This window comes from Pseudomonas sp. AM8 (genome assembly GCF_036346475.1).
GTDB lineage: Bacteria > Pseudomonadota > Gammaproteobacteria > Pseudomonadales > Pseudomonadaceae > Aquipseudomonas > Aquipseudomonas marginalis.
The window spans coordinates 108,758-132,519 of sequence record NZ_JAOTNX010000002.1 but is presented as its reverse complement, the minus strand read 5'-3'; the positions used below and the strand labels follow the sequence as shown (position 1 = coordinate 132,519).

Genomic DNA, 23,762 nt, shown 5'->3' with positions numbered 1-23,762 from the left:
GGTTTCCTTGTCTGATTGATGAGGTAGTTCCAACGGTTAATCGTACCGGTTGGGAATGTGGCTATTACAAGAAGCGTGCCGGAAAGTGTGGGAACCAATACGGACTTGGCATGCTGTGGATATAGGCGTTGGATTTAAACGGGTGTTATGGTTTTTTTTGCTGTTTTGCGGAAAATGTTTGCGCATAAGTGCGCATTTAGTTGCTCATGTTGAAACGTCGCTCAGTAGTTGGTTTTCCGCTGGGGTTAGGTGAAATATATCTCTGTAGCTGCGCAAAAGCCTGCATATGCCTTGGTTTACGGGTGGTGTAGGAAATGTCTTAAGTGTGAGTCTGTTGCTTGCTGGATGTTATTGTCGTGGCTAAGGTTTACGAACTTCGCGGCGATTCAAGCGAAGGTTGATGGCAATCTAGTGTGAAAGTTAAATGCACTTAGTTTGTCGCTCGTGCCTTGGATAGTCGAGTGCGCTCCTAAATGGTCCATTCAGAAAAACTCTGCGCTTATTACCTCGAGGTTGCCCGGCAGCCCTGTTTGCCAGCGAACTTTGCCGGCAGTGATATGCGCTATTCAAATGAATATGAAACCCTGGAGTCCGAACTGGCAAAGTTGCAGTCCATGCATGGCGCCGGCCAGCCGGACTGGCAAAAGCTCCTGGAAATCAGCGAATGCCTGTTGCGTGAGCAGTCCAAGGATCTGCGCGTGGCCGTCTGGCTGACCTGGGCGCTTTACCACCGCGAGTCCTTTGCCGGACTGCTGGCTGGCCTCGGGTTGCTGCGCCATCTGTGTGAGCACCATTGGTCGGCGGTATACCCTGGAAAGCTGCGCACCCGCAGCGCAGCGTTCGGCTGGCTGGTCCTGCGCCTTGAGACACTGCTTGTCCAAGACCTTTCGGTTCAAGGCCCGCAACCCTTGTTCCAATCTATGCTTGAACACCTCACGCGCCTTGATGAACTCTGGACTGCACATTTGGGAGGCGACGCGCCGCTGTTGCTGCCGATTCGCAAACAATTGGAGCAGTGGTTGGCGCTTGCTGTGCAAGGCCATCCCCCTATCGCCGGGTTGAACGCCGCCGTTGCGCAAGTGCAACCCGCTGCTACGCCATCCTCAACGGCCAAACCGACGGTAAACAACGAAAAAGATGCGCATGACTTGCTGTTTGCCTTGCAGGAACAAGCTCGTCCGTTGTGTGCCTGGTGGTTACGCCAGGACGCCGCCGACCTACGGGCCTTGCACCTGAGTCGAACGCTGGCCTGGCTGTCCATCGTCCGCTATCCGGATGCCAACGGTGAGCGAGTCACCGCGTTGTGCGGGCCTGCCCCCGACAGACTCAAGTACTACCAGCAACGTTTTGCCCAAGGCCATCACGCCGAGCTGCTGCCTGAACTTGAGGCCGGCCTCTCAGGTGCGATGTTCTGGTTCGACGGGCTGTACATGCTCTGGCAATGCCTGGAAGCCCAGCAGGCGGAACTGGCCGTGAGCGAGTTGGAAGTGAGTTTCGCCCTGCTGTTGCAACGATTGCCGGACTTGCCGGCGTTTCGCTTTCAAGGGGGCGCTCCTTTTGCCGACGACGCCACTCGCGGCTGGATCGCATTGCATGTTTCCCATCACCTGCAAACCCCTGAGGCGCCCCGCGTGGGGGGCGATGCCGAGCCCTGGGAGATCGCCTTGCAGGATGTGCTACCGCGGCTGCGCAAGGATGGGCTCAAAGCCGCGGTACATGAGCTCAATCAAGGTCTGCATGCCGCTCGCAGCGATCGCGCCCGCTTTTATTGGCGGTTGGCCCTGGCGCGCTTGTGTGCACACGCTGGCAAACATGAACTGGCGAAGATCCAGCTCGAACAACTGGACCTCGAGCTGCAGCGCTCGGGCCTGGAGCGCTGGGAGCCGGAGCTGGCGTTTCAAGTGACACGCCTCTTGCACCGCTGCTGCGACCTGCTGCCACAAAACCATGCCGTGCGCGAGCGCAAGGAAGACACCCACCGCAGGCTGTGCCTCTTCGATCTGGAAGCGGTACTTGAATAGGCTTACGAGCCGCTTGAAAAGGAGATTTACCATGGCCAAAGAATGTTCGGTAGCACCCAAGGAACGCATCAATATCACCTTCAAACCCGCCATCGGCGGTGCGCGGGAAGAAGTCGAGCTTCCGTTGAAACTCCTCGTGCTGGGGGACTTCACCCAGCGTGAGGACCTGCGCAAGCTTGAAGATCGCAAGCCCATCACCCTCAACCAGAACACCCTCGATGAGGTGTTGGCCAAACAGGCGCTGAGCCTGACGCTGAATGTCCCCAATCGCCTCCAGGACGGCGCCGAGGTCGAAGACCTGGCCATCCAGTTACGAATCAATTCGATGAGGGATTTCAACCCGGCGAACCTGGTGGAGCAGATCCCCGAGTTGCACAAGCTGATGGCCCTGCGTGAGGCGCTGATGGCGCTCAAGGGACCACTGGGAAATACGCCGAGCTTTCGCAAAGCCATCGAACAGGCCCTGGCCGACGACGAATCCCGTGCCCGAGTATTGGCGGAGCTGGGCCTGAGCGGCCGGACCGCCTGACATTTTTCAGTAAAAGGACACTGGCGCCATGACGACTCAACACACCTCGATACCCGTACTCATCACTGACGAGCACAGCATTCTCGACAACATCATCGCCCAGACTCTGTTGAGTGCGGATGATGAGGCCTACGGCATAGCCAGGCGTGGCGTCTCGGCATTTATCGAAGAGCTGATCAAGCCGCAGAACAGCGGGGAACCGGTCAAGAAACACCTGGTTGACCGGATGATTGCGGAGATTGACGAGAAGCTCGGTCGGCAAATGGATGAGATTCTGCACCACCCGCGCTTCCAGGCCCTGGAATCCTCATGGAAAGGCCTGCAGTTGTTGGTCGAGCGCACCAACTTTAGAGAAAACATCAAGATCGAACTGCTGAATGTCTCTCGGCAAGACCTGTTGGATGACTTCGAAGACTCACCCGAGGTGACCCAGTCCGGGCTCTATAAGCACGTCTACAGTGCGGAGTACGGTCAGTTCGGCGGTCAACCTGTGGGCGCAATCATCGCTGACTTCTTTCTTTCCCCCAGCGCCCCCGATGTGAAGCTGATGCAATACGCTTCCAAGGTCGCCTGCATGGCCCATGCACCGTTTATCGCGGCCGCCGGGCCGACTTTTTTCGGCTTGGAAAGCTTCACCGATCTACCTGACTTGAAGGATCTCAGGGATCATTTCGAAGGTCCGCAGTTCGCCAAATGGCATAGCTTTCGCCAGAGCGAAGATGCCCGTTATATCGGGCTGACGGTGCCGCGATTCCTGCTGCGCACGCCTTACGATCCCCTTGAATGTCCGGTCAAGACCTTCGCCTACCGGGAAACCGTGGTGAACAGCCACGAGAACTACCTTTGGGGTAATACCGCCTACGCCTTTGCCACACGATTGACCGACAGTTTTGCGCGGTTTCGTTGGTGCCCGAACATTATCGGTCCGCAAAGCGGCGGCGCAGTGGAGGACTTGCCCTTGCATCACTTCCACAGCATGGGTGAAATCGAAACCAAGATTCCCACTGAAGTGCTGGTATCCGACCGTCGCGAATACGAACTGGCGCAAGAGGGTTTCATTGCCTTGACGATGCGCAAGGGCAGTGACAATGCCGCGTTTTTCTCCGCCAGCTCGGTGCAACAGCCCAAGCGTTTCGGCATCAGTGCCGAGGGCAAGGAGGCCGAGCTGAATTACCGCCTGGGCACTCAGTTGCCCTACATGATGGTGGTCAACCGCCTGGCCCATTACCTCAAGGTTCTGCAACGGGAGCAACTGGGCTCGTGGAAGGAGCGTACTGACCTGGAGCTGGAGCTCAACAAGTGGATTCGCCAGTACGTGGCAGACCAGGAAAACCCCAGTGCCGAAGTGCGTGGGCGGCGGCCATTGCGGGCGGCACGTATCGTTGTCAGTGATGTCGAGGGCGAGCCTGGCTGGTACCGCGTCAACCTGAGTGTGCGACCGCACTTCAAATACATGGGGGCGGATTTCACCCTGTCCCTGGTTGGCAAGCTCGACAAAGAATGAGCAGGGGCCAAGGGATGACCCGTAACCAAAGCCTCTTCGAGCGACTTGAAAGTCCGGCCGCGAAATCATCATGTGCAGTGACGTCCGTCGCAGCTCATCTGGGAAAGATGCTCAGCATCCGCGCTGGCAGTGTGCAGACACTGGAGGATTACGGTATGCCGGATCTCAATGACACGAGCCAGAGTCTGCATGAGTCATTGAGCCAGTCGCGCTTGTTGATCGAGCGGTTTATCCGGGCCTATGAGCCCCGCTTGAAGGATACGCACGTGAGGGCGTTGCCTTGTGGTGACGATCCTCTGGCGCTGGCGTTTGCCATTGACGCCACGCTCTGCGTCGACGGTGTGACGCAGCCCGTGGTGTTCACCGCGCGCCTGCAGGATGCTGGACAGGTTGAGGTCTTGCCTGATGTCCTTTAACCACTATTACCAGAGCGAACTCAGTGCGTTGCGACAGCTCGGGCGGCGCTTTTCCGAGCGCAATCCTGCTCTCGCGCCCTTTTTAGGGGAGGCCGGTCAGGATCCGGATGTGGAAAGACTGCTGGAAGGCTTTGCTTTCCTCACCGGTCGCCTGCGCCAGAAGCTGGATGACGAGTTGCCTGAGCTGACTCATTCCTTGATGCATCTGCTGTGGCCCAACTACATGCGGCCCATACCGGCGTTCAGTATCCTGCAGTTCGATCCGTTGAAACATGCGGGGCCCGGTGTGATGGTCGCACGGGATACACCGGTCGAAAGCGCTGCGGTCAATGGTGAACGCTGTCGTTTTCGAACCTGCTACGCCACCTGCATCTTGCCGCTGCAACTGAGCGCGCTGGAGTACTGCGTCCAGGGAGAGCAGGCGTTGCTGAGCCTGCGCCTGGACATGGGCGGCGAAGGCAATTTCAGCGAATGTGCGTTCGATCAATTGCGCCTGCATTTGTCGGGAGACCGCTACATCAGTCAAGCGTTGTACCTGAGCCTGTTGCGCGAGGTTGAGGGTATCGAGTTGCTGCCATTGGGCGGTGATGGGCTTGCGGTCAGCGGGGCTGATGGCCAGCCCCTGCTGTTGCAATTGGGTGGCGATCAGGTCAGTCCGGTGGGGTTCGCGGAGGAGCATGCGCTGATGCCTTACCCGCAGAATACCTTTCGTGGATACCGCCATCTGCAGGAGTATTTCGCCTTTCCTGAAAAGTACCTGTTCGTCGATGTGCGTGGCCTGGATGCGTTGCAGCGGTTGCCCCAGGACGTACTCAAGCAAATCTGCAGCGTCAGGCTGTGCTTCAAGTTACGCACCCGGTGCCAGGCAACCGGATGCCCCACGCTGGACAACGTGAGGCTGTACTGCACGCCCATCGTCAACCTGTTCAAACATGATGCGGTGCCGATTCGCCTGGATGGCAAGCAGGACGAATACCTGTTGATTCCTGGGGAATATGCGCGCGCAAACGCCTGTGTATTTTCCGTCGACAAGGTCACGGGCTGGCGCCCTGGCGGGCTGGGGTATCAGGCGTACGTACCATTTGAATCCTTTGAGCACGACGGCGTTATCGATGCATCGGCAGCGCCCACCAGCTACAGCATTCGTCAGCGTGCTTCGGCGCATCATGCCGGGCTCGATACCTGGCTGGGGTTCGGAAACGGGCGGGGGCATACCCAGGAAACGCTGTCGATCGAACTGACATGCACCAATCACAACCTGCCTCGGCAATTGCAGGCAGGGGAGATCAATCAGCCCTGTGAGCAGACACCGGAGGGCTTGTCATTTCGCAATATCTGCGCGCCGACTGCGAGTTTTGCACCGCCCCTGGACCAGGACTTTCTCTGGCGACTTATCAGCAACATGTCGCTCAACTATTTGTCACTGAGCGACATCAATGTCTTGAAGGTGGTCCTCGAAACCTATGACGTGCCGCGTTACCACGATCTGCAAGCGAAAAAGGTCAGCCAGAGAAGGCTGGGGGCCTTGCGATCCATCAGCCATACGGCCGTCGACCGCTTGCACCGGGGCATGCCGCGTCGAGGGTTGCGGGTCGACCTGAGCATTGATTCCCAAGGTTTTCTGGGGGCGGGCGAAGCGTTTTTGTTCGCCTCGGTGCTCAACGAGTTCTTCGCGCTTTATGCCAGCCTTAATGCCTACCACGAGCTGCGTGTCATCAGCACACAAGGAGATGTGTACCTATGGCCACCTCAAATGGGGCAGCAGCCCCTGCTTTGAAGCAACTGTGCCGTGCCATCCGTGAATATTCGCTGTTCCAGGCGATTTCGCAGGTGATCAAGCGCCTGCGCGATGCCCATCCGCTACTGGATGACAACGCACTCTATGAGCGGCTGGAGTTTCAGGCCAACCCGGGTCTTGGTTTTCCCGGTCACGATATTGACCGGTTGGAGTTTTTTGTTGAACACGATCAATTGCGTGCGCGTCTTCGCCTCAATGTCCTGGGCCTCTGTGGCGCAGGTTCACCCTTGCCGGCCTTTTACGGTGAGCAGGCGTGTGCCGATGGAGCGGGCGGCCACGCGACCCGAGACTTCCTGGACCTGTTTCACCATCGTCTGCAACGGCTGATGCTGCCGATCTGGCGCAAATACCGCTACCAGGCGTGTTTCCAGGCGCAGGCGCGTGATGCTTTTTCCGAGCAGATGTTTGCGTTGATCGGGTTGAGGGGCCAGCGCATCCGTACCGCTGCGCAGTTGGACTGCAAGCGACTGTTGCCCTACCTGGGGTTGCTTGGCCTGCGGGCGCACTCGGCGGCGGTGATCGAGACAGTGCTGCGCTACTACTTCGAGCATGAGCGCGTGTTTATAGAGCAATGGGTGGAACGCACGGTTGCCATTGCTCCCCCGCAGTTGAACCAGCTTGGCTGTGCCAACAGCCTGTTGGGCTTCGACCAGGTACTGGGAAGCCGGATCACCGACTGCAACGGTAAGTTCCGGGTGCATATACAGGATCTGGATTGGCAGCGCTTCCATGGTTTCTTGCCGACGGGGTCGGAGTATCCACTGCTGTGTTCGTTGGTGCGACTGGCTGCACGAGACCCGCTGGAGCATGACCTGCGGCTGGTGCTGGCCAAGGAGGCGATCAGGCCGTTGCACGTGGGTGAACACAATGTCTGCAGGCTGGGGTGGACCACTTGGCTGGCACACGAGTGCGCCGATGGTGCGGTCATCGTGGCCAGCAATGCTCACTAGGGAACAATGATCATGATGAATGTAGACCTGCAACAGCTGATCCTGACATTGACGCCCGCAGTCCGTCAGGACCTGGAGCGCTCGGCCGAACGTTGCGTGACGCGAGGTGGCAGGGAGGTCCTGGTGGAAGACCTGCTACTGACCCAGCTGGAACGTCCCAGGGGGCTTTTGATACGAGCCTTGGCCGACGCCGGGATCGAGGCGCAGACGCTGCAAGCAACGCTGCAGCCCAAGGGGCAGGCAAGTGCCACGCGTAATCCGGTGTTCGCCCCGGCCCTCGTGCAGTGGTTACAACAGGCGTTGATGGTTGCCCATCTGGAGTTGCGCCAGAGCGTCGTGGACCACGGTGCACTGTTACTGGCGTTGTTGCGCCACCCGCTGCAGCACGCAGGCACCGGCTATCACGCGTTGTTGAGCCGTTTGGATGCACAGCGTATACACGGGTTTGTGCTGGACCAGGGGCCTGACATCTGCCCGGCAGCAGGCGGCGAGTCACTGCTGGCGCGCTTTACCCATGATCTGACACGCCAGGCCCAGGAAGGGCGTATCGACCCGGTGCTGTGTCGCGAGGGTGAGATCCGCCAACTGATCGACATCCTTATGCGGCGGCGCAAGAACAATCCGATCCTTGTCGGCGAGGCCGGGGTGGGCAAGACCGCGGTTGTCGAAGGCCTTGCCCTGCGCATCGCCAGCACGCAGGTGCCGGAGCCACTCAAGGGTGTGCGTGTGCTGACCCTGGACATGGCACTGCTGCAAGCCGGTGCCAGCATCAAGGGCGAGTTCGAGCGGCGTCTCAACGGCGTGATTGACGAGGTGAATGCCGCGCCGACACCGGTGATTCTGTTTATCGATGAAGCGCATACCCTGGTGGGGGCGGGGGCCGGCGATGCCGCCAACCTGCTCAAGCCGGCCCTGGCCCGCGGTGAGTTGCGGACCGTCGCGGCTACGACTTGGGGCGAATACAAGAAATACTTTGAAAAAGACCCGGCCTTGGCGCGGCGTTTCCAGCCTGTGCTGGTTGGCGAGCCCAGCGTTGAACAGGCGACTTCGATCCTGCGCGGGCTGGTCCCGGCCTACGAATCCAGCCATGGCGTGCATATACGTGACGATGCCGTCGTCGCGGCGGCGCAGATGAGCGCCCGCTACCTGGCAGGGCGTCAGTTGCCCGATAAGGCCGTGGATGTGCTGGACACCGCCTGCGCACGTGCGCGCATCAACCAGTTGACGGTGCCCGAGGCATTGGAACGCCTGTGTACCGAACAGGCTGAAGGCTCGCGCCAGCGCGAGGCACTGAATCGAGACAGGGATGCGGGGCTGCCAGTTGATGAGCAGTCTGCGCAAGCGCTGGGCCTGCGCTTGGCGGCTGTCGAGAGCGAACGTCAACATCGGCAGCAGCGCTGGCTTGCACAGCGCGCACTGGAGGAGCCGGTGCGCGTATGCCCGCGCCTGGTGGCACAGGTCATCAGCGCCTGGACCGGCATTCCGGTTGAACAACTGTCCCTTGAGCACAGTGCATCGGTGCTGGGGGTTGCCGATGCGCTGCGGTCGCGCATTCTCGGCCAGGAACCTGCCATACAGGCGCTTGACCGCAACCTGCGCGCGGTGGCTGCCGGACTGAACAAGGCCGATGCGCCGGTCGGTGTGTTTCTGTTGGTGGGCCCAAGTGGTGTGGGCAAGACCGAAACGGCGCTGGCCCTGGGTGATTTGCTGTATGGCGGCGAACGTTTTGTCACCACCCTCAACATGTCGGAGTTTCAGGAAAAACACGCCCTGTCTCGGCTGATTGGCGCACCTCCCGGTTATGTCGGCTATGGAGAGGGCGGGGTGCTGACGGAAGCCGTGCGCCGGCGCCCCTATTCGGTGGTGCTGCTCGACGAAGTCGAAAAGGCCGACCCGGAGGTGTTGAACCTGTTCTATCAGATCTTCGACAAGGGGCTGGTCAATGATGGCGAAGGCCGGGAAATCGATTTTCGCAATACGCTGATCCTGATGACTTCCAACCTGGGCAGCGATTGCATTATCGACTTATGTGCAGGCGGCCGACGACCTGGCACCCAGGTGCTGCAGGACGCAATTCACCCTCTGCTGCGCGACTATTTCAAACCGGCACTGCTCGCCCGGATGCGAGTCGTGCCCTATTACCCGTTGATGGGCGCTGTGTTGCATGACCTGGCAAGACTCAAGCTTGACCGTCTTGGGCGAAGGTTGCAGTCACGCAAGCTGGCCTTGAGCTATACGACCGAACTGGTCACGCATATGGCTGAGCGGTGCGTCCATAGCGACAGCGGAGCGCGGTACATCGACCAATGGATCGAGATCCACCTGTTGCCGCAGATGGTCGATCGACTGCTTGGGGCGGTGGCGACGGGTGAGCCGCTGTCGCGGGCCCACGCCTGCCTGGATGGTGACGGGCTGCCGATCTGTGAGTTCAGCCAATGATGAACGATGTGCTTGCCCCTTTACCCCAGCCCCTGGCATACGCCGAGACGTTGTTGGCCTGGTTCACCCGAATGGGCATCGAGGGTGACGAGACAACGCTGCCAGGCCTGTGTGTTGCCGCGGCTGCGCAACTGAGTGAATGCGAACTCGGCCAGTTATATTGGCGGGACGAGGTCACGGGTCGGCTGGACTTGATTGCCCAGTATTTGCCTGGCGCATTGCCCCTCGGCGAGGGTGCTTGCGGCGCCGACTTTCAGCATCAGCAACTGTTGCGTCACGTGCTCGGCCATCCCAGCATCCTGAGCGTGGAGAACCTGGACGACAGTGTGTACGAAAGCGGTTTTCTACCCGCGACAGCTACGCCCTGGCACTCGTTGATATGCCTGCCGCTGTTCGGTCGCCACAAGGCCGTTGCCGGTCTATTGCTGTGCGCCAGCCAGCGGCCGAAATTGCTCCTGGACTACGGACCATCGTTAAGCCAACTGGCAAGCTTCGCCTTGAGTCAACTGGCGCTGTTGCGACGTGTGCGTCCGCCGCACAACGGCTCCCAGGCCAGGCCTTGTCTACCCTCGGCGCGTATGAAGTATGGGCTGATCGGCAACAGCGCAGCCATGGAAGAAACCTACCGGCTGATCGGCAAGGTGCTGAATGCGCCCTGCACGGTGCTGCTGCGCGGGGAGACCGGAACCGGCAAGGAGGTGGTGGCACGGGCCATCCATGCTGCCGGGGCGCGCCGTAGCAAAGCCTTTGTGGTGCAGAACTGTGCGGCCTTTCCCGAGGGTCTGCTGGAGAGTGAGCTATTCGGTTATCGCAGGGGCGCCTTTACAGGCGCCGAACGTAACCATGCGGGGCTATTTGACGCCGCCGATGGCGGCACGTTGCTCCTCGACGAAATCGGCGATATGCCGCTGTCACTCCAGGCCAAGCTGCTGCGGGTGTTGCAGGAAGGCGAGGTTCGCCCGTTGGGAGCCGATGCGGCCCATAAGGTCGATGTGCGAATTATCGCAGCGACCCATCGTGATCTGGCTGCAATGGTGGCGGAGGGTAGTTTTCGCGAGGACCTGTACTACCGACTGGCGCAGTTCCCGATCGAATTGCCGGCCTTGCGCGAACGCGACGCAGATGTGCTGCTGTTGGCGCGACAGTTCTCGCAATCGGCCTGCGCTGCGCTGGGGCTCTCGCCGGTGGAGTGGTCTGCTGCGGCCTTGGATCAACTGTCGTGCCACGCTTTTCCCGGGAATGTCCGTGAACTCAAATGTCTGGTGGAGCGCGCGGTACTGCTGTGTGACGACGCAGTGGTGCTGCCTGAACACCTGTCCCTGGCGCCCGGGTCGACCCCTGCAGCCGTCGGCGCGACGTTGCGCCAGCGCCTGGAGCGGGTTGAACGGGTATTCCTGATCGACTGCCTGCACAAGAACCGTGGCAACCGGACCCGTACGGCACGTGAGTTGGGGCTCGCACGCCGCACCCTGCTTTACCGACTTACACGCTTGAACATCCCTGGCGGCGATGTCCGAGGGGGATGCTGAATGGTGCACGTATGGCTTCCACTCTTCGCCGCCGGCCTTACTTTCATTGGAGATACCTGATGCCACTTCGTACTTGGAAAGCCTGGGGGCTTGTCCTGTGCTTGTTGAGCGGCTGCAACGCCAATTACGTTTTTGATGACGCTGACTACCGTCCGCTGGGTGACCCCCAGGCGACACGTCGCAGCGATTGAACAGCGGAGCCTTGTCATGCAACTAGTGTTAGAGGTGTGCAATACCGGAAGCGGTGAGCCTGCATCCTGTAAGACATTCGACGGCGTCGGCGGCGTGATCGGCCGCGGGATCGGCTGTGACTGGGTCATCCCCGACGCCAGTCGCTTGCTCTCCAGTCATCATGGCCTGGTCAGTTACCGGGATGACCAGTATTTTTTTACCGACATCAGCAGCAATGGCATTGGCGTGTCGGGCAGCGCGGAGCGTTTGTGCAAGGGGCAGGCACGACTGATCAGCGAGGGTGATGTCTACCAACTGGGGCCAGTGGATATCCGTGCACGACTTGTGGCGCCCGGGAGACAAAATGGCCGGCAGATGTTTTTCGGCAACGATACGATTCCGGATGACGCGTTTTTGGTGCTTGACCCCTTGCACGCACTCGATACCGAGCAGGTGCATGGCAGCTCACCCGGGGATCCGGAGGCGCTGAAACTCTCGGCTGCGAGGGCGGCCTGCGCACTGTCCCACTGCCCCCTGGAACGGGATCACTTGATCGTGCCGAGATGGGCCGAGCCAGTAACGGAAGAGGCCTCGACTCAACCCGCCCAGGTGACTGCAGCCAGTCGTGCCCCATTCTGGTCGCAGTTCGCGGACGCGATGGGCGTGCCCCTGGATACGCTCGATACCCAGGCATGTGAAGCCCTGGCGATCAAGGTGGCTGGCCTGTTCAGGCAAACCATCGAAGGGCTGCAGCAGAGTCTGCGTACTCGCGATGAGCTGAACGGCGAGTTGAACCTCGGTTGGACCGTGCCTGCCATTAAGAGTCACAACCCTTTGAAGGATTGCACCGATACCCCGTCTGCCCTGGCCTCACTGTTGGGCCTCGCTGAGCCGGGCCCGCTGCCTGCAGAGGTAGCGGTCGCCCAGGCATTCCGGGAAATGCAAATCCACCAGCTGGCCTTGGTCGTGGCTTGCCGTGCTGCAATACGTGGCGCTGTGGAGGCATTTGCACCAAGCCATCTATTGCTGTGCTTCGAGCGCCAGGACATGCCGGCCAGGTTCTCTACCGATGGAGCCCACTGGCGGGCCTACCAGCGCCATTACCGACACCTTATCGACGAGCAACCCTTGGGCGAGCAGCTGTTGCGTAACGAATTTTCCAAAGCCTACGCGGAGCAGGTGCGCCTGGTCGCCACGCTGCATGCGGCTTATCCGGGATGACTGTCATGTATCGAGCTGCCGTTCTGTCAATGCTGTTTGTACTCGGCTTGCTGACCGGGTGTGCCAGCGTCTCACCGTATTCAACCCTGACCAAGCTGGACCTGGCGTTGAGCGCCAGCGAAGGCGTCAACCGCGATCTTCACGGTCGCCCGTCTCCCATCGTGGTGCGCCTGCTGGAGCTGCGGCACCCGGTGGCTTTCGAAAACGCTGATTTCTTCACCCTCTATAGCCGCGCGGAGCAGGCGCTGCCCAAGGACTGGGTCAACAGCGAGGAGTTGGAGCTGCGCCCCGGTGAGCGGTTGGCGCTGAAGCTCAGTGTCGAACCACAGAGTCGTTATGTCGGGGTGGTGGCTGCCTACCGGGACCTGCCCCATGTGCAATGGCGGCTTGTGCTGCCCGTCGCCCGGCAGCGCCTGACGCGTGTCGAGCTGATGCTCGACGAGTCCGGGGTTCGCGTCGTTACCCCTCAAGCCCGGAGGTCGGAGGATAGACATGCAGGTTCATAAAGTCGTGTGGCAGGAGGGCATGCTGCTGCGCCCCCAACACTTGCAGCACAACGACCGTTACTACCACCAGCAACTCAACCGTACCCGTTTGCTGGGCATTGATGGTTGGGGATTCCTGACCCTTGACGTCGACGTGCAGTACCTCAACCTGGGTAAGGTAGTCGTCAACCAGGCCAGCGGTGTATTTCCCGATGGCAGCTTGTTCGAGCTGAGCAGCGTAATGGAGCCACTGGTGTTGCAGGTTCCTGCCCACACCAGTGGGCAAGCCATTTACCTGGCGTTGCCGTTGGCCATCGGCAATCAGGTTGAAGTGCGCCAGCAGGAGCACAGTGATGTGCTGGCGCGCTACGTAAGCTGCGAAGCGGAGATCACTGATTCGAATGCTGGCTTTGATTCCCTTTGCCGGATCAACTGTGCACGCCCGGACCTGCGATTGCTGTTAGGGGAGCAAACCAGTGACACGTTGCAGGTGAAACTCCAGGTTGCCCGGGTGCTGGATTCGACTCGCGAGGGCGGCGTGCGGCTGGACGCGGATTTCGTACCGGCGTTTATCCATGTGCAGGGCTCAGGCTATGTCGCGTCATGTATCAAGGAAGTGCTGAGTCTGCTAGGCACCCGAGGCGATGCGATTGCCGCGAGGATCCGGGGAGGTGGTGGATCGGAGGGGGCCCAGGTCGGCGATTTCCTGATGCTGCAGCTGATCAATCGAACCGAGCTGGTGTTGCGTCACTTCCTGAGTCAGAGCCAGGTACGTCCGGAGGTGTTGTACAGGCAGTTGTTGTCGATCCTCGGCGAGTTGTCGACGTTCGCCACCGACAACAAACGCGCGCAACTGGAGACTCGTTACCAGCATGGTGAGCAGGGGGCGAGTTTTCGTGGGTTGATGGAAGGCATTCGCACCGTGCTGTCGTTGGTGCTGGAACAACACGCCACTGAGCTCCCATTGGAGCCGCGACAGTATGGTGTGCTGGTCTGTCCGGTGAGTGATCTCAAACTGCTGGGTAGCGCAACATTCATTCTGGCGGCAACTGCCCAGTGCGATTCGGAGGAGCTGCGCCACCGTCTTCCGGCGCACTTGAAAATCGGCTCCGTGGAGCGCATCCGCGAGCTGGTCAATCTGCATCTGGCCGGCATCAAGGTCAAGCCATTGCCGGTGGCGCCCCGACAGATCCCGTTCCATGCCGGCAAGACCTATTTCATGCTCGAACTCAGTGCTCGTGATATTACGCAGCTGGAGCAATCGGGCGGTTTTGCCTTCCACGCCAGTGGCGAGTTTGCCGAACTCAAACTCAATTTCTGGGCCATCAGGAACTGAATGCCATGACAATGGACAGCGAATACCCGCAGGACGAAAAAACTATCCTGCTTGACCTCGATGGTCGCGCGCCCGCAGGGACGCCGGTGACGGACTTCCCATCGCCACCGCGCTTCGAACGGTTGGAAGACCGGATGATCTACACCGCCAGCCTGCAAGGGGCACAGAGTTTCAAGATCGGGCCCAACGTCCTGGTGGCCGCCGCCTGGGAACTCCTGTCGCAGGTCGTTCGACTCAAGCGCAGTTCCGGCCGGGAAAGCTTGCAGGCCCTCAATGATCGGTTGTCGTCGGGGATCACGGCGTTTGAAGCGTATGCCTTGCACCAGGGTGCAGAGGACAGGCAGGTCATGTCGGCGCGCTATGTGCTGTGCAGCGTTATTGACGAAGCCGTGGTCACTACCCCGTGGGGCAGTCGCAGTGACTGGTCGAAATCCAGCCTGTTGAGCCGCTTTCACAACGAAACCTTCGGTGGCGAAAAATTCTTCCAACTGCTGGAGCGCTTATCCCGCGACCCCGTCAAGCACCTGGCAATGCTGGAGTTGATGTACCTGTGCCTGTCACTGGGGTTTGAAGGTAAATACCGCGTCATGGAGCGGGGCGGGCCGCAGTTGGAAGCGGTACGAGATGGCTTGTATCGACAGATCCGGCATGTGCGCGGTGAGCGCCCGCCGATGCCTGTACCCGCTGCCGCAGCACAGGCACCGGGTGCCGGGCTGCGCATCTTTTCCCCTGCCGGGGTCGTCGTCTTCACGCTCGCCTGTTTGCTGGCCATGTACCTGGGCTTTGCCTGGGCATTGGGCAATGAACGCATGGCGGTGCTGCAACCTTTTCAATCTTTGGCGTCGGATCAGACACGGTCGCCGTTGTAACGCTGGGAGCAATGAATGAACGCATTCTTCAAGGGCGTGGGCACGGCGCTGCGCAAGACTTGGGTCTGGAGCCTGTTTGTGGTGTTCGCCAGCGCGTTGCTGGTGTGGTTTTTCGGGCCATTGCTGGCGGTGGACGACCACCGTTTCTGGCAGGGCGCCCCAGCTCGTCTGTTGACCATAAGCGGGTTATTCCTGCTGTGGGGGTTAGCGATGGTCATGGTCGACTCACGCCGTACCGCACGATTGAATCGGCGCGAGCACCAGGAGCGCCACCAACGCAAGGGGTTGATTGACGAAGAGCGGAGGCAGGTGCGGGGCCGTTTCAAGGAGGCGTTGCACACACTGAAAACCTCCCGTCGTTATGGCGAGCGCAATGAGCGCTGGCGCAACGACTTGCCGTGGTATCTGTTGCTCGGCCAGCAGGGCAGCGGCAGAACCTGTCTGCTGGCCGCCTGCGGATCGCAGTTCCCACTGGATCGGGAGGAAGCGATGGCACCGGGCGCAACCCAGTATTTTGATTGGTATCTCGCCGACGAAGCTGTCCTTGTCGAGAGTGCAGGGCGCTACCTGGCCCAACCCGACAGTGCCGTGGATGGGGCCGGCTGGGCGACGTTTCTGGGCCAGCTCAGATTGCGGCGCAGGGTTCGCCCGCTCAATGGCGTGGTGGTGACGCTGGCGGTGGAGACGCTGCTTGGCAGCAATGATCGCGACCTGGACCTGTATGCGCGCCACGTGCACACCCGGTTGCAGGACGTACAGCAGATGCTGCATGTGGATGTGCCGATCTATCTGGTATTGACCCAGGCTGACCGGTTGCCGGGCTTTGTCGAATTCTTTGATGCGTCCCAGGGCGACGGCGCCGAAGCCCTGCTCGGAGAACCCGTGGCAACAGGTCCGGCCGGTACCGCGATCACCCAGGTTCGCGAAGCGTTTGAGGCGTTTCTGCAACGCCTTGGAGCAGAGCTGATTGCGCGTTTGCATCAGGAACGCGATATCGAACGTCGCGGGCTGATGCTCGATTTTCCTCGGCAGGCTGCGCAAATCGGTGAACGTTTGTGCCTGTTTGTGGAGTCTGCGTTCTCCTCTCATCGCTTTCAGCGTATTAACGGATTGCGTGGCTTTTACCTGACGAGTGCGCAGACTGCCGACAGGCGTTCCTACTTCGTCCAGGGCCTGTTCAACCGGGTGATTTTTGCCGAGGCCAATCTCGCCGGGCTGCAGACTCCGGAACGACAGCGTATCCGTCGACACCAAGGGTTGCTGGCGTTGGCCGCCTCCGTGGTCATTGTCGCGGCGGGGTGGCTGTGGGCACACAGTTATTCGATCAATCACCAGCGGCTGGTGCAACTGGCGCAACTGCTCAAGCCACAGCCGCCCGCGTCACCCGGTCTGGACGATACCCTGGTGCTCCTGCGTGTGCTGGACGACCGCCTGGCTGCGACCCAAGTGTTTCCAGCGTTGGCGGATGCCCGTGCGGTGGAGCGGGGCGGCTTGTATCAAGGGGAGGCGAGTCGGCCACTGTTGGTCAGTGCCTATGAAGACTTGCTGCACCAGCAGTTGTTGCCGCTGGTATCTACGATGCTTGAAGAACAGGTACGGGCCAGCCTTGGCGACCGCGAGGGGCTTTTGGACATCCTGCGGGCTTACCTGATGCTCAGTCTTCGCGAGCGGCGCGATAAGGTTTGGCTGGCGCAACGCGTGGCCGTTCATTGGGCTGTGCGCTATGCCGGTGATGCTTCGGTGCAGAAACGATTGAATGCACATTTTGCACGGCTGCTTGAGCGCCCCTTTGCGATGCCCTTGAACGTTGAGCTGGTCGCCGAGGCCCGCCAGGAATTGCGCGGCGAATCGTTGGCGGGCGTGGTCTATCGGGCGCTGCGTGACCAGGCGCGTGACCTTGAGCCCTTGCGCCTGGCCGAGGGGAGGGGGTTCGCAGCGATCGAGCAGCCCATCCCCGGCTTCTATACCCGGCGGTATGTGCAGTATTTCGAAAGGCAGGGCTCTCGGCTGGTGAATGCCATTGCTCAGGACAACTGGGTACTTGGGGAGGACGCAGACCTCAGCAGCCTGGATTTGCGCCAATTGATGCTGGAGCTCGAGCAGCGTTATTTCAGTGAGTACGCCGACACCTGGAGCCAAGCCATCGGCCAGGTGCGCCTGCAGGAAAGTGACAGCCTGAGCCAGCATGCTGACGGGCTTGCCAGCCTGGCGTCAGCGCAGTCGCCGTTGGTGCAGCTGTTGCGACAGGTTCGGGAAAACACACGCCTGCTGTCGACCAACGACCCCCTTGAGGCCTTGAGCCCGCCCGCCGGCGAGCTCGAGACCAGCGCTTCCAGCGTGTTGTCCAGCCCGTTGCATGGGCAGGCAAAGCCTGATTCTGCCCGGCGTGCACTGCAGCGTCGGTTCGAGCACCTGCACCAATTGCTGGACGCGGATCAGAACCCTGGAGCTGAACTGACGCAGGCGTTGCGGCTGCTCGATGAATGGCATCTGCAACTGGCGGCCCTTAACCGCGAAGCTACCCCAGGGCAGGCGGCATTCATGATGGCCAGGCAACGAATGGAAGGGCAGCAGCCATTGCTGGGGAATCTGCGGGATGCTGCCGGGCGCCTGCCGTTGCCGGTCAAGGGGTGGTTTGAAGGCATTGCCGATGACAGTTGGCGGCTGCTGCTCGATGATGCCTATGTGTATATAAATCAGCGTTACCAAAGTGAGGTCTATGGCTTTTACGCCAAGGCGATCCAGCGTCGGTACCCATTCAACCCACGGTCCGAGAGTGATGTTGCCCTTGGCGATTTCCAGGACTTTTTCAAGCCGCGGGGTGGCATGGCGCGCTTTTATGAAAGCTACCTGCGGGCCTTTGTCAGTGCCGAGTCCGGTCGCTATCGTCTACGCGGCCTGGATGGCCGTAGCCTGGCGCTGTCGCGCTCATTGCTGGACCAGCTGACGAAGGCCCAGGTGATTCGCCAGGGGTTTTTTACTGAGGACCAGGGGGAGTGGGCGGTTCGCTTCACGCTGGCCCCCTATAGCCTGGACCAGGCGGTTAGCCGAGCGATCCTGAGCATTGGTGATCAACACCTTGAATACCGCCATGGCCCGATCGTGCCCATGGCTTTCCAGTGGCCAGGCGAGGCGGACGATGGCCGTAGCAGCCTGGTGCTGGAGCGGGGGGCGGAGCGGCCGCTGGGTATGGAAAAAAACGCTGGTCCCTGGTCGTTGTTCCGGTTTTTCGAGCTGATGCAAAGTGAGCCTGGGAGTGGCCGGGGTTCTCGGCTGCTCAAGGCTGAGCTCGCTGGCACGCGTGCCACCTTCCTGCTCAACAGCCATCGCAACCCTGGTCCTTTTCAGATGGCGAACTGGCGCACCTTCCGTTTGCCGGAGCAACTGTGAGGCATGTGCATGCCGATGGGTGCAGCGCCGGGCGAACGGCGCGAGGCAAGACACGCGCGCGCAATGAGGATGCGTTCCTCGACTGCCCCCGGCGCGGTTGTTGGGCGGTAGCGGACGGAATGGGTGGGCATCTGGCTGGGGATTTGGCCAGCCACTGGGTCATCAGCAGCCTGGCTTCGTTGCCCGACCAAGGCAGCTTTGACGAACGGATCGATGCCATACGACGCTGCTTGCGATGGCTCGACCGTCAAATGGGGCAAGCCACGACGGAACAAGCTGCCCACGGCATCATGGGCAGCACCGTGGTTGCGTTGCTGCTGGAGGGTAATCGCGCAGCCTGCATCTGGGTCGGGGACAGCCGTTGCTATCTTTGGCGGGGACGACGTTTGTACCAACTGTCGCGGGACCATTCCCTGTGGCAGCAACTGATGGACAAGCAGCAGTTGAGCCTGGAACAGGCCCTGGCGCATCCGGATGCCAGGGCGCTGACCCGTGCCATTGGTGGTCGGCAGCCATTGAGCCTGGCGGTGCTGGAGTTCATTACCCAACCTGGGGATGTGTTTTTATTGTGCAGCGATGGTTTGTATCAGGGGCTCAGCCATGGCGAGTTGGGCAGCGCCCTGAGTGTGGGGCCGCCCCGCCAGGTAGTGGATCGGTTGTTTTCCGACGTGCTACGGGGGGCGGCCCAGGATGACCTGACGGCCGTGGTAGTCCAGCCATGAGCGAGGTCGCCGGCCCGCCGAAACTGCTTGCGGGGCGCTATCAGCTGGATCGGCTATTGGGCAGCGGTGGCATGGGAGTGGTCTACCGAGCCCGGGATATGCTGCACGAGGCGTTCGGCGAGCCCAACGCGTGGGTGGCTCTCAAGTTGTTGGGCGATACGCTTGCCGAATCTTCCGACGGCCATGTATTGCTGTACAGCGAGTTTGCCCTGACCCGGAGCCTGCGGCACGATCACGTGGTCAGAACGTACGCTTTCGAGGTCGATACTCCGCGTCAGGTTGCGTTCTTCACCATGGAATTGCTGCAGGGCAGGACCCTTGACCGCATCCTCTCGGAGTGCCCGTATGGATTGCCGTGGCGGGAGTTGCAACCCATCGCCCTGCAACTGTTGGATGCACTGGCTTATGCCCACAGGCAGGGCGTTCTGCATGGCGATGTGAAACCGGCCAATATCATGCTGGGCGAGCAGGGAGTGCGGCTGTTCGATTTCGGCCTGGGCCATGCCGAGGCGGAGCAGGCCGCGGGGCTGCCCACCTTGAGTCGCAGTCGCTTTAAGGCTTGGACGCCCGGGTATGCGGCGCCGGAACTGGTGGCCGGGGGAAACATCTCCGCCCGGGCCGACTTGTATGGCGCCGCCTGCGTAATCTATGAGCTCGCCCAGGGACGGCGCCCCGGCGAGCATCAGTCGGATCAGCCATTGTCCAGGCCTCGGCAATTGCCTCGGCGGTGTTGGCCGGCATTGCGTTCTGCGCTGGCCCTGGACCCTGAGTGCCGAACCATTGCCGTCGAGGAGTTGTGCGAAGCGATGAATAGACGACGGCGCTACTGGTTTGTGTAGTGGGCGTGTCAATCAGCCAAATCATGCAGTTGGCAGTATTCGGTCCAACTCAAGCCGGCCATCTGGGCAACTTCCTTGTGGACTTCCAGGCGCCGCGCCTCGAAGTCAGCAGGGGACTGGCTGGTCAGCCTGAGGGTCAGCTCCCAGGCAAACAAACCCTGGCGTTCTGCTTCTGCCTCGAAGGCTTCATGCAGCCGTTCGGCGCGGTACTGTGCCAGGGTTTCACCCTTGGCCTGAGCGGCCAGTGGGTTCAGGGTGTTCAGTTCGGCAGCCACATCGGGATGTTCGTTCAGGAATCGATCCAGCGCGAGCTGGTGGTTATCGCCGGGAGGTGACAAGGGCGTGCTCCAAATCAGGTGGGACCAGGCCTCGGTTTCTGGCGCGAGGCAAGCCGTGTGTGCATAAGCAACACGGATAACGGGTATTGAAGCAGATTCCAGGACCGGTCCAGATCAGAAAATTAAATTATTGGAGATGCCCGGCTTTGACTGTCACTCATTGCTGGAAATTCACCGATACCCATGGCAAAGGACTTTCGCTCCCGGTGCCAGGACGTGTAGCGTTAGCCCCGGTGCTTCCGACCCTGCTTTCCAAGGGCAGCGGGCGATGGGCAGAGGGATGGGTCATGGCGCAAACGCTGTTCAAACTTTTCTTTACCCAGCGCCTGGCCGCTTTGGCCAGTGCCGATTCGTTGCGAGCGATCCGCGAAGGGCTGCTGTGGATCTTGCCGTGCCTGCTGGTGTCGGCGGCCTTTCTGATCCTGTCCGAATGCGCTCGGGTGTTGGGCGGCAGCCCGCAGGTGGTGAGCTTCCTGGCGGGGTTGCACAATCAGATCAGTTCGGTGATCCCGTGGCTGGTGGCCGCCTCCATTGGCTACATGCTGGCGATCCAGCACCGCCTGCCGCAATTGCCGGTGGCGTTCCTGTGCCTGGCCCATGTGGTCTTGGCGACGTTTATCCTGCGGGAATATCCCCGGGCATCGGCCACCTTCCTGCTGTTTATTGCTATTGCCTCGCCGCTGCTGAATGTACCGGCCTTGGCCTGGCTGCACCGTTTTCGCTGGACGCGCCTGGTCAACGAAGACCTGGTGGGGCACAACCTGCGAGGCACGATCAATATGGTGGTGCCAGGGGCCATTACCGCCCTGGCGCTGGTGGCAGCGCTGTCCTTGTTGTTGCAGATACCCTATGTGGCGCAGTTGCAGGGCCCCCAGGTGCTCGATGCGCTGGAATCGCCCTACGGCAGCGGTTTGTTTGTCACCCTGATGAACTCGCTGTTGTGGTTTTTCGGGGTTCACGGCGTCTATGCCATGCAACCGCTGTTTGATGTGCTGGACCAGGCCGTGGCGCTCAACGGCGCCGCGTTGGCAGCGGGCGAGCCAATCAGATATGTGCTGAACGGCGGCCTGTTGGGCAGCTTTGCCTTTATCGGTGGTTCGGGCGGTGCGTTGTGTTTGTTGATCGCAATCCTGCTGTTTTCCAAGAGCCAGTCCATGCGCCTGGTGGCCGTGGCGAGTTTGCCGCTCTCGCTGTTCAACGTCAGTGAAGTCCTGCTGTTCGGCCTGCCGATCATCCTCAACCCGCGTCTGTTCATTCCGTTTCTACTGGTGCCTGCGCTGAACGCAACGGTGGCGCTTACCGTGGTGCAACTGGGCTGGGTATCCCCGGCGGTGGCCAGCGTCCCGTTTACCGCACCGGTGTTGCTCAATGCCTACCTGAGTACTCATGGCGACCTGGCGGCAGTCGCGCTGCAAGTGACGCTCCTGGGCCTGGGCACGCTGGTGTATGCACCCTATGTGCGCGCGATTCATCGCCAGGCTGCCGAAGGTGGCACGGTGTACCTCAAGTCCCTGGACATGACCTTCCGCGGCCTGGAAGAAAAAGGCCGGCTGCGCGAACTGGACCCGGTCCTGGCTTCCCACAAGGCCCTGGCGCGCCAGGCCAATGAACTGAATCGCATCCAGCAGATCAGCGATTATGAGTTCTATCTTGAATACCAGCCCCAGGTCTCGACCCGCACCGGGCTGTGTACTGGCTGCGAAGCGCTGATGCGCGCCCGCGATGCCCAGGGTACGGTGCATTCACCGTGGGAGTTCCTGCAATGGCTGGCCCAGGCGCGGTTGATGCCGGACGTGGATATGTGGGTGGCATCCCAGGCGATTCGCCAATACCAGAAATGGCAGAAACTCGGCTTTACCCTGCCGATGACCATCAATATTTCCAGCGCCACCCTGACCGACGCCGCCCACGGCGAGCGCCTGGTGGAGATCCTCGCCCAGGCCCATGGCCAGGTATCGGTGGAGATCACCGAAGACGCGCTGGTCAGCGATATCCCTGCCACGCGCCAGAACATCCAGAAACTGCAGGGCATCGGCGCCAAGGTCTATATCGATGATTTCGGCACCGGGTTTTCGGCCTTGAGTTACCTGCACCAGTTCCCGGTGGACTTCATCAAGATCGATCGCAGTTTTGTGGTGGCGCAGCACGATCCCAAGGGCGCCCAGGTCCTGACCGGCATGCTGCGTTTCTGCGAAGCGCTGAACCTGGGCGTGGTGGTGGAGGGCGTTGAGACCGCCGAGCAGTTGGCCTTCTTGAACACCGGCGCCGAGCTGATTATCCAGGGCTGGTATTTCAGCAAGGCACTGCCGGGGGACCAGTTGGAAAGCTTTGTGCGCCAGCGTGCGGCCATGGCGCAGGTCTAGTAGCCGCGTTGGGTTTGTTCGATCTCCTCGACCAAGCGATCGATACCCGCCAGGCGTGCACGGTTGTCGTGATCCCAGGGGTGAAAGCCGGGTTTGAAGTAGTGCAACCACGGCCGCAGCATGCGTGGGAAGACGCCCTTGGGGCCATAAAGAAATTTCAACATGCGCCAGAAGCCTTTGAGGTGCCCACCCGCCTTGCGGTCGGCAATCAACAGCCGCACATGAAAATCCAGCACCACCAGCCAGAAAAACACCGTAGTTGTCAGCATGGTTCCGGTGCGCAGCAGGTAACGCTTGGGCCCGGGTTTGATCACCGTGTTCCACACATCAAAGGCCACGGCCTTGTGTTCGGTCTCTTCCAGGGCGTGCCAATACCACATCTGCTGGTAGCCCTTGAGCGAATCGCCAAAGCGCGACGGGTCACTCAGGAGGATTTCCGCGAGCATCGCCGTGTAGTGCTCAAGGGCAATGGTGATCGCCAGGTTGAACGACGGTGCGAAGTGTTTCTTCTGCAGATCGAGAATGAATTTAAGCCGACGGTCCAGGGTGTGCGCCGGAAGCCCGGCTGCTTGCATCAGGTCGTTATAGGCCACATGTTCGCGGCTGTGCATGGCCTCCTGGCCGATAAATCCCTGGATCTGTTTCTTTAGCGCCGGATCGTCGACGCGTTGGCGGTAGTGACGCACGCTGTCCATGAAAAACAGTTCGCCCTGGGGGAACAGCAGCGACAAGGCATTGAAGAAATGCGTGATGAACGGGCCCTGTTCGTGCCAGTCGGTGATGCGTTCGGCGGGCAGGGCAAAATGGAGGTCGCGGCGGATCGGCAACATGATTCGTGCTCC

General features: G+C 60.5%; 19 protein-coding genes. 17 read left to right on the top strand and 2 right to left on the bottom strand.

Going from position 1 to position 23,762, the window contains the following annotated elements:
* The first annotated feature begins 473 nt into the window (after positions 1-473).
* From tssA to V3W40_RS05480, 16 genes are read left to right on the top strand one after another with little or no spacing between them, the layout of a single operon-like run.
* Positions 474-2,021, top strand: coding sequence for a type VI secretion system protein TssA (gene tssA / locus V3W40_RS05555; protein WP_074847002.1), 1,548 nt, complete (start codon positions 474-476; stop codon positions 2,019-2,021).
* A 31-nt stretch (positions 2,022-2,052) separates the two neighbouring features.
* Positions 2,053-2,550 (top strand): type VI secretion system contractile sheath small subunit, encoded by a 498-nt coding sequence (gene tssB, locus V3W40_RS05550; RefSeq protein WP_065927150.1) that lies wholly within the window; start codon positions 2,053-2,055, stop codon positions 2,548-2,550.
* A 28-nt stretch (positions 2,551-2,578) separates the two neighbouring features.
* Entirely contained in the window at positions 2,579-4,054 is a 1,476-nt protein-coding gene (tssC, locus tag V3W40_RS05545) for a type VI secretion system contractile sheath large subunit (RefSeq protein WP_330214598.1), read from the top strand.
* A gap of 14 nt (positions 4,055-4,068) precedes the next feature.
* Positions 4,069-4,470, top strand: a complete 402-nt coding sequence (gene tssE / locus V3W40_RS05540) for a type VI secretion system baseplate subunit TssE (RefSeq protein ID WP_065927190.1) — start codon at positions 4,069-4,071, stop codon at positions 4,468-4,470.
* Positions 4,460-6,247, top strand: coding sequence for a type VI secretion system baseplate subunit TssF (tssF, locus tag V3W40_RS05535; protein ID WP_330214597.1), 1,788 nt, complete (start codon positions 4,460-4,462; stop codon positions 6,245-6,247). The genes tssE and tssF overlap by 11 nt, the downstream gene beginning before the upstream one ends.
* The gene (gene tssG, locus V3W40_RS05530; RefSeq protein ID WP_323146015.1) at positions 6,211-7,218 is read left to right on the top strand and encodes a type VI secretion system baseplate subunit TssG; all 1,008 of its coding nucleotides are present in this window, start codon (positions 6,211-6,213) and stop codon (positions 7,216-7,218) included. Before tssF ends, tssG begins: the two co-directional genes overlap by 37 nt.
* A 12-nt stretch (positions 7,219-7,230) precedes the next feature.
* On the top strand, positions 7,231-9,657 hold the full coding sequence (locus V3W40_RS05525) for an AAA family ATPase (RefSeq protein ID WP_330214596.1): 2,427 nt from the start codon (positions 7,231-7,233) through the stop codon (positions 9,655-9,657).
* Positions 9,654-11,186: a sigma-54 interaction domain-containing protein gene (locus V3W40_RS05520; protein WP_137212511.1), complete on the top strand. Its 1,533-nt coding sequence runs from the start codon at positions 9,654-9,656 to the stop codon at positions 11,184-11,186. The genes V3W40_RS05525 and V3W40_RS05520 overlap by 4 nt, the downstream gene beginning before the upstream one ends.
* Positions 11,187-11,245: 59 nt before the next feature.
* Complete coding sequence (locus V3W40_RS05515) at positions 11,246-11,377, top strand: type VI secretion protein (protein WP_074846997.1); 132 nt, start codon at positions 11,246-11,248, stop codon at positions 11,375-11,377.
* A gap of 16 nt (positions 11,378-11,393) precedes the next feature.
* A complete protein-coding gene (gene tagH / locus V3W40_RS05510) occupies positions 11,394-12,578 on the top strand; it encodes a type VI secretion system-associated FHA domain protein TagH (protein WP_330214595.1) in 1,185 nt (394 codons plus the stop codon).
* Positions 12,579-12,583: 5 nt separating this feature from the next.
* The gene (tssJ, locus tag V3W40_RS05505) at positions 12,584-13,084 is read left to right on the top strand and encodes a type VI secretion system lipoprotein TssJ (protein ID WP_074846996.1); all 501 of its coding nucleotides are present in this window, start codon (positions 12,584-12,586) and stop codon (positions 13,082-13,084) included.
* Complete coding sequence (gene tssK / locus V3W40_RS05500; protein ID WP_065948209.1) at positions 13,071-14,399, top strand: type VI secretion system baseplate subunit TssK; 1,329 nt, start codon at positions 13,071-13,073, stop codon at positions 14,397-14,399. Before tssJ ends, tssK begins: the two co-directional genes overlap by 14 nt.
* A gap of 5 nt (positions 14,400-14,404) precedes the next feature.
* Positions 14,405-15,268, top strand: coding sequence for a type IVB secretion system protein IcmH/DotU (icmH, locus tag V3W40_RS05495; RefSeq protein ID WP_330214594.1), 864 nt, complete (start codon positions 14,405-14,407; stop codon positions 15,266-15,268).
* Positions 15,269-15,283: 15 nt separating this feature from the next.
* On the top strand, positions 15,284-18,658 hold the full coding sequence (gene tssM, locus V3W40_RS05490) for a type VI secretion system membrane subunit TssM (protein WP_330214593.1): 3,375 nt from the start codon (positions 15,284-15,286) through the stop codon (positions 18,656-18,658).
* Positions 18,659-18,663: 5 nt separating this feature from the next.
* Positions 18,664-19,380: a PP2C family protein-serine/threonine phosphatase gene (locus V3W40_RS05485; protein WP_074848182.1), complete on the top strand. Its 717-nt coding sequence runs from the start codon at positions 18,664-18,666 to the stop codon at positions 19,378-19,380.
* On the top strand, positions 19,377-20,219 hold the full coding sequence (locus V3W40_RS05480) for a serine/threonine-protein kinase (protein ID WP_065927139.1): 843 nt from the start codon (positions 19,377-19,379) through the stop codon (positions 20,217-20,219). Before V3W40_RS05485 ends, V3W40_RS05480 begins: the two co-directional genes overlap by 4 nt.
* 8 nt (positions 20,220-20,227) lie before the next feature.
* Here V3W40_RS05480 and V3W40_RS05475 read toward each other — a convergent pair whose 3' ends face one another.
* Positions 20,228-20,557 carry a DUF6388 family protein gene (locus V3W40_RS05475; RefSeq protein ID WP_065927138.1) on the bottom strand — a complete coding sequence of 110 codons (330 nt, stop codon included), beginning with the start codon at positions 20,555-20,557 and terminating at the stop codon, positions 20,228-20,230.
* 287 nt (positions 20,558-20,844) lie between these two features.
* Here V3W40_RS05475 and V3W40_RS05470 point away from each other — a divergent pair, with 287 nt between their 5' ends.
* Complete coding sequence (locus V3W40_RS05470; protein WP_330214592.1) at positions 20,845-22,920, top strand: EAL domain-containing protein; 2,076 nt, start codon at positions 20,845-20,847, stop codon at positions 22,918-22,920.
* Here the strand turns inward: V3W40_RS05470 and V3W40_RS05465 are convergent.
* Positions 22,917-23,750, bottom strand: a complete 834-nt coding sequence (locus V3W40_RS05465; RefSeq protein WP_065927136.1) for a metal-dependent hydrolase — start codon at positions 23,748-23,750, stop codon at positions 22,917-22,919. The two genes, V3W40_RS05470 and V3W40_RS05465, sit on opposite strands and share 4 nt — an antisense overlap.
* Positions 23,751-23,762: the final 12 nt, after the last annotated feature.

Excerpts from the sequence above, each read along its gene's own strand:
- tssA (WP_074847002.1), top strand. The coding sequence starts at position 474 with ATGGTCCATTCAGAAAAACTCTGCGCTTATTACCTCGAGGTTGCCCGG.
- V3W40_RS05465 (WP_065927136.1), bottom strand. The coding sequence starts at position 23,750 with ATGTTGCCGATCCGCCGCGACCTCCATTTTGCCCTGCCCGCCGAACGC.
- tagH (WP_330214595.1), top strand. The coding sequence starts at position 11,394 with ATGCAACTAGTGTTAGAGGTGTGCAATACCGGAAGCGGTGAGCCTGCA.
- V3W40_RS05525 (WP_330214596.1), top strand. The coding sequence starts at position 7,231 with ATGATGAATGTAGACCTGCAACAGCTGATCCTGACATTGACGCCCGCA.
- V3W40_RS05470 (WP_330214592.1), top strand. The coding sequence starts at position 20,845 with ATGGCGCAAACGCTGTTCAAACTTTTCTTTACCCAGCGCCTGGCCGCT.
- tssK (WP_065948209.1), top strand. The coding sequence starts at position 13,071 with ATGCAGGTTCATAAAGTCGTGTGGCAGGAGGGCATGCTGCTGCGCCCC.
- tssE (WP_065927190.1), top strand. The coding sequence starts at position 4,069 with ATGACCCGTAACCAAAGCCTCTTCGAGCGACTTGAAAGTCCGGCCGCG.
- V3W40_RS05480 (WP_065927139.1), top strand. The coding sequence starts at position 19,377 with ATGAGCGAGGTCGCCGGCCCGCCGAAACTGCTTGCGGGGCGCTATCAG.
- V3W40_RS05515 (WP_074846997.1), top strand. The coding sequence starts at position 11,246 with ATGCCACTTCGTACTTGGAAAGCCTGGGGGCTTGTCCTGTGCTTGTTG.
- tssB (WP_065927150.1), top strand. The coding sequence starts at position 2,053 with ATGGCCAAAGAATGTTCGGTAGCACCCAAGGAACGCATCAATATCACC.
- tssF (WP_330214597.1), top strand. The coding sequence starts at position 4,460 with ATGTCCTTTAACCACTATTACCAGAGCGAACTCAGTGCGTTGCGACAG.
- tssJ (WP_074846996.1), top strand. The coding sequence starts at position 12,584 with ATGTATCGAGCTGCCGTTCTGTCAATGCTGTTTGTACTCGGCTTGCTG.
- icmH (WP_330214594.1), top strand. The coding sequence starts at position 14,405 with ATGACAATGGACAGCGAATACCCGCAGGACGAAAAAACTATCCTGCTT.
- tssC (WP_330214598.1), top strand. The coding sequence starts at position 2,579 with ATGACGACTCAACACACCTCGATACCCGTACTCATCACTGACGAGCAC.
- tssG (WP_323146015.1), top strand. The coding sequence starts at position 6,211 with ATGGCCACCTCAAATGGGGCAGCAGCCCCTGCTTTGAAGCAACTGTGC.
- tssM (WP_330214593.1), top strand. The coding sequence starts at position 15,284 with ATGAACGCATTCTTCAAGGGCGTGGGCACGGCGCTGCGCAAGACTTGG.
- V3W40_RS05520 (WP_137212511.1), top strand. The coding sequence starts at position 9,654 with ATGATGAACGATGTGCTTGCCCCTTTACCCCAGCCCCTGGCATACGCC.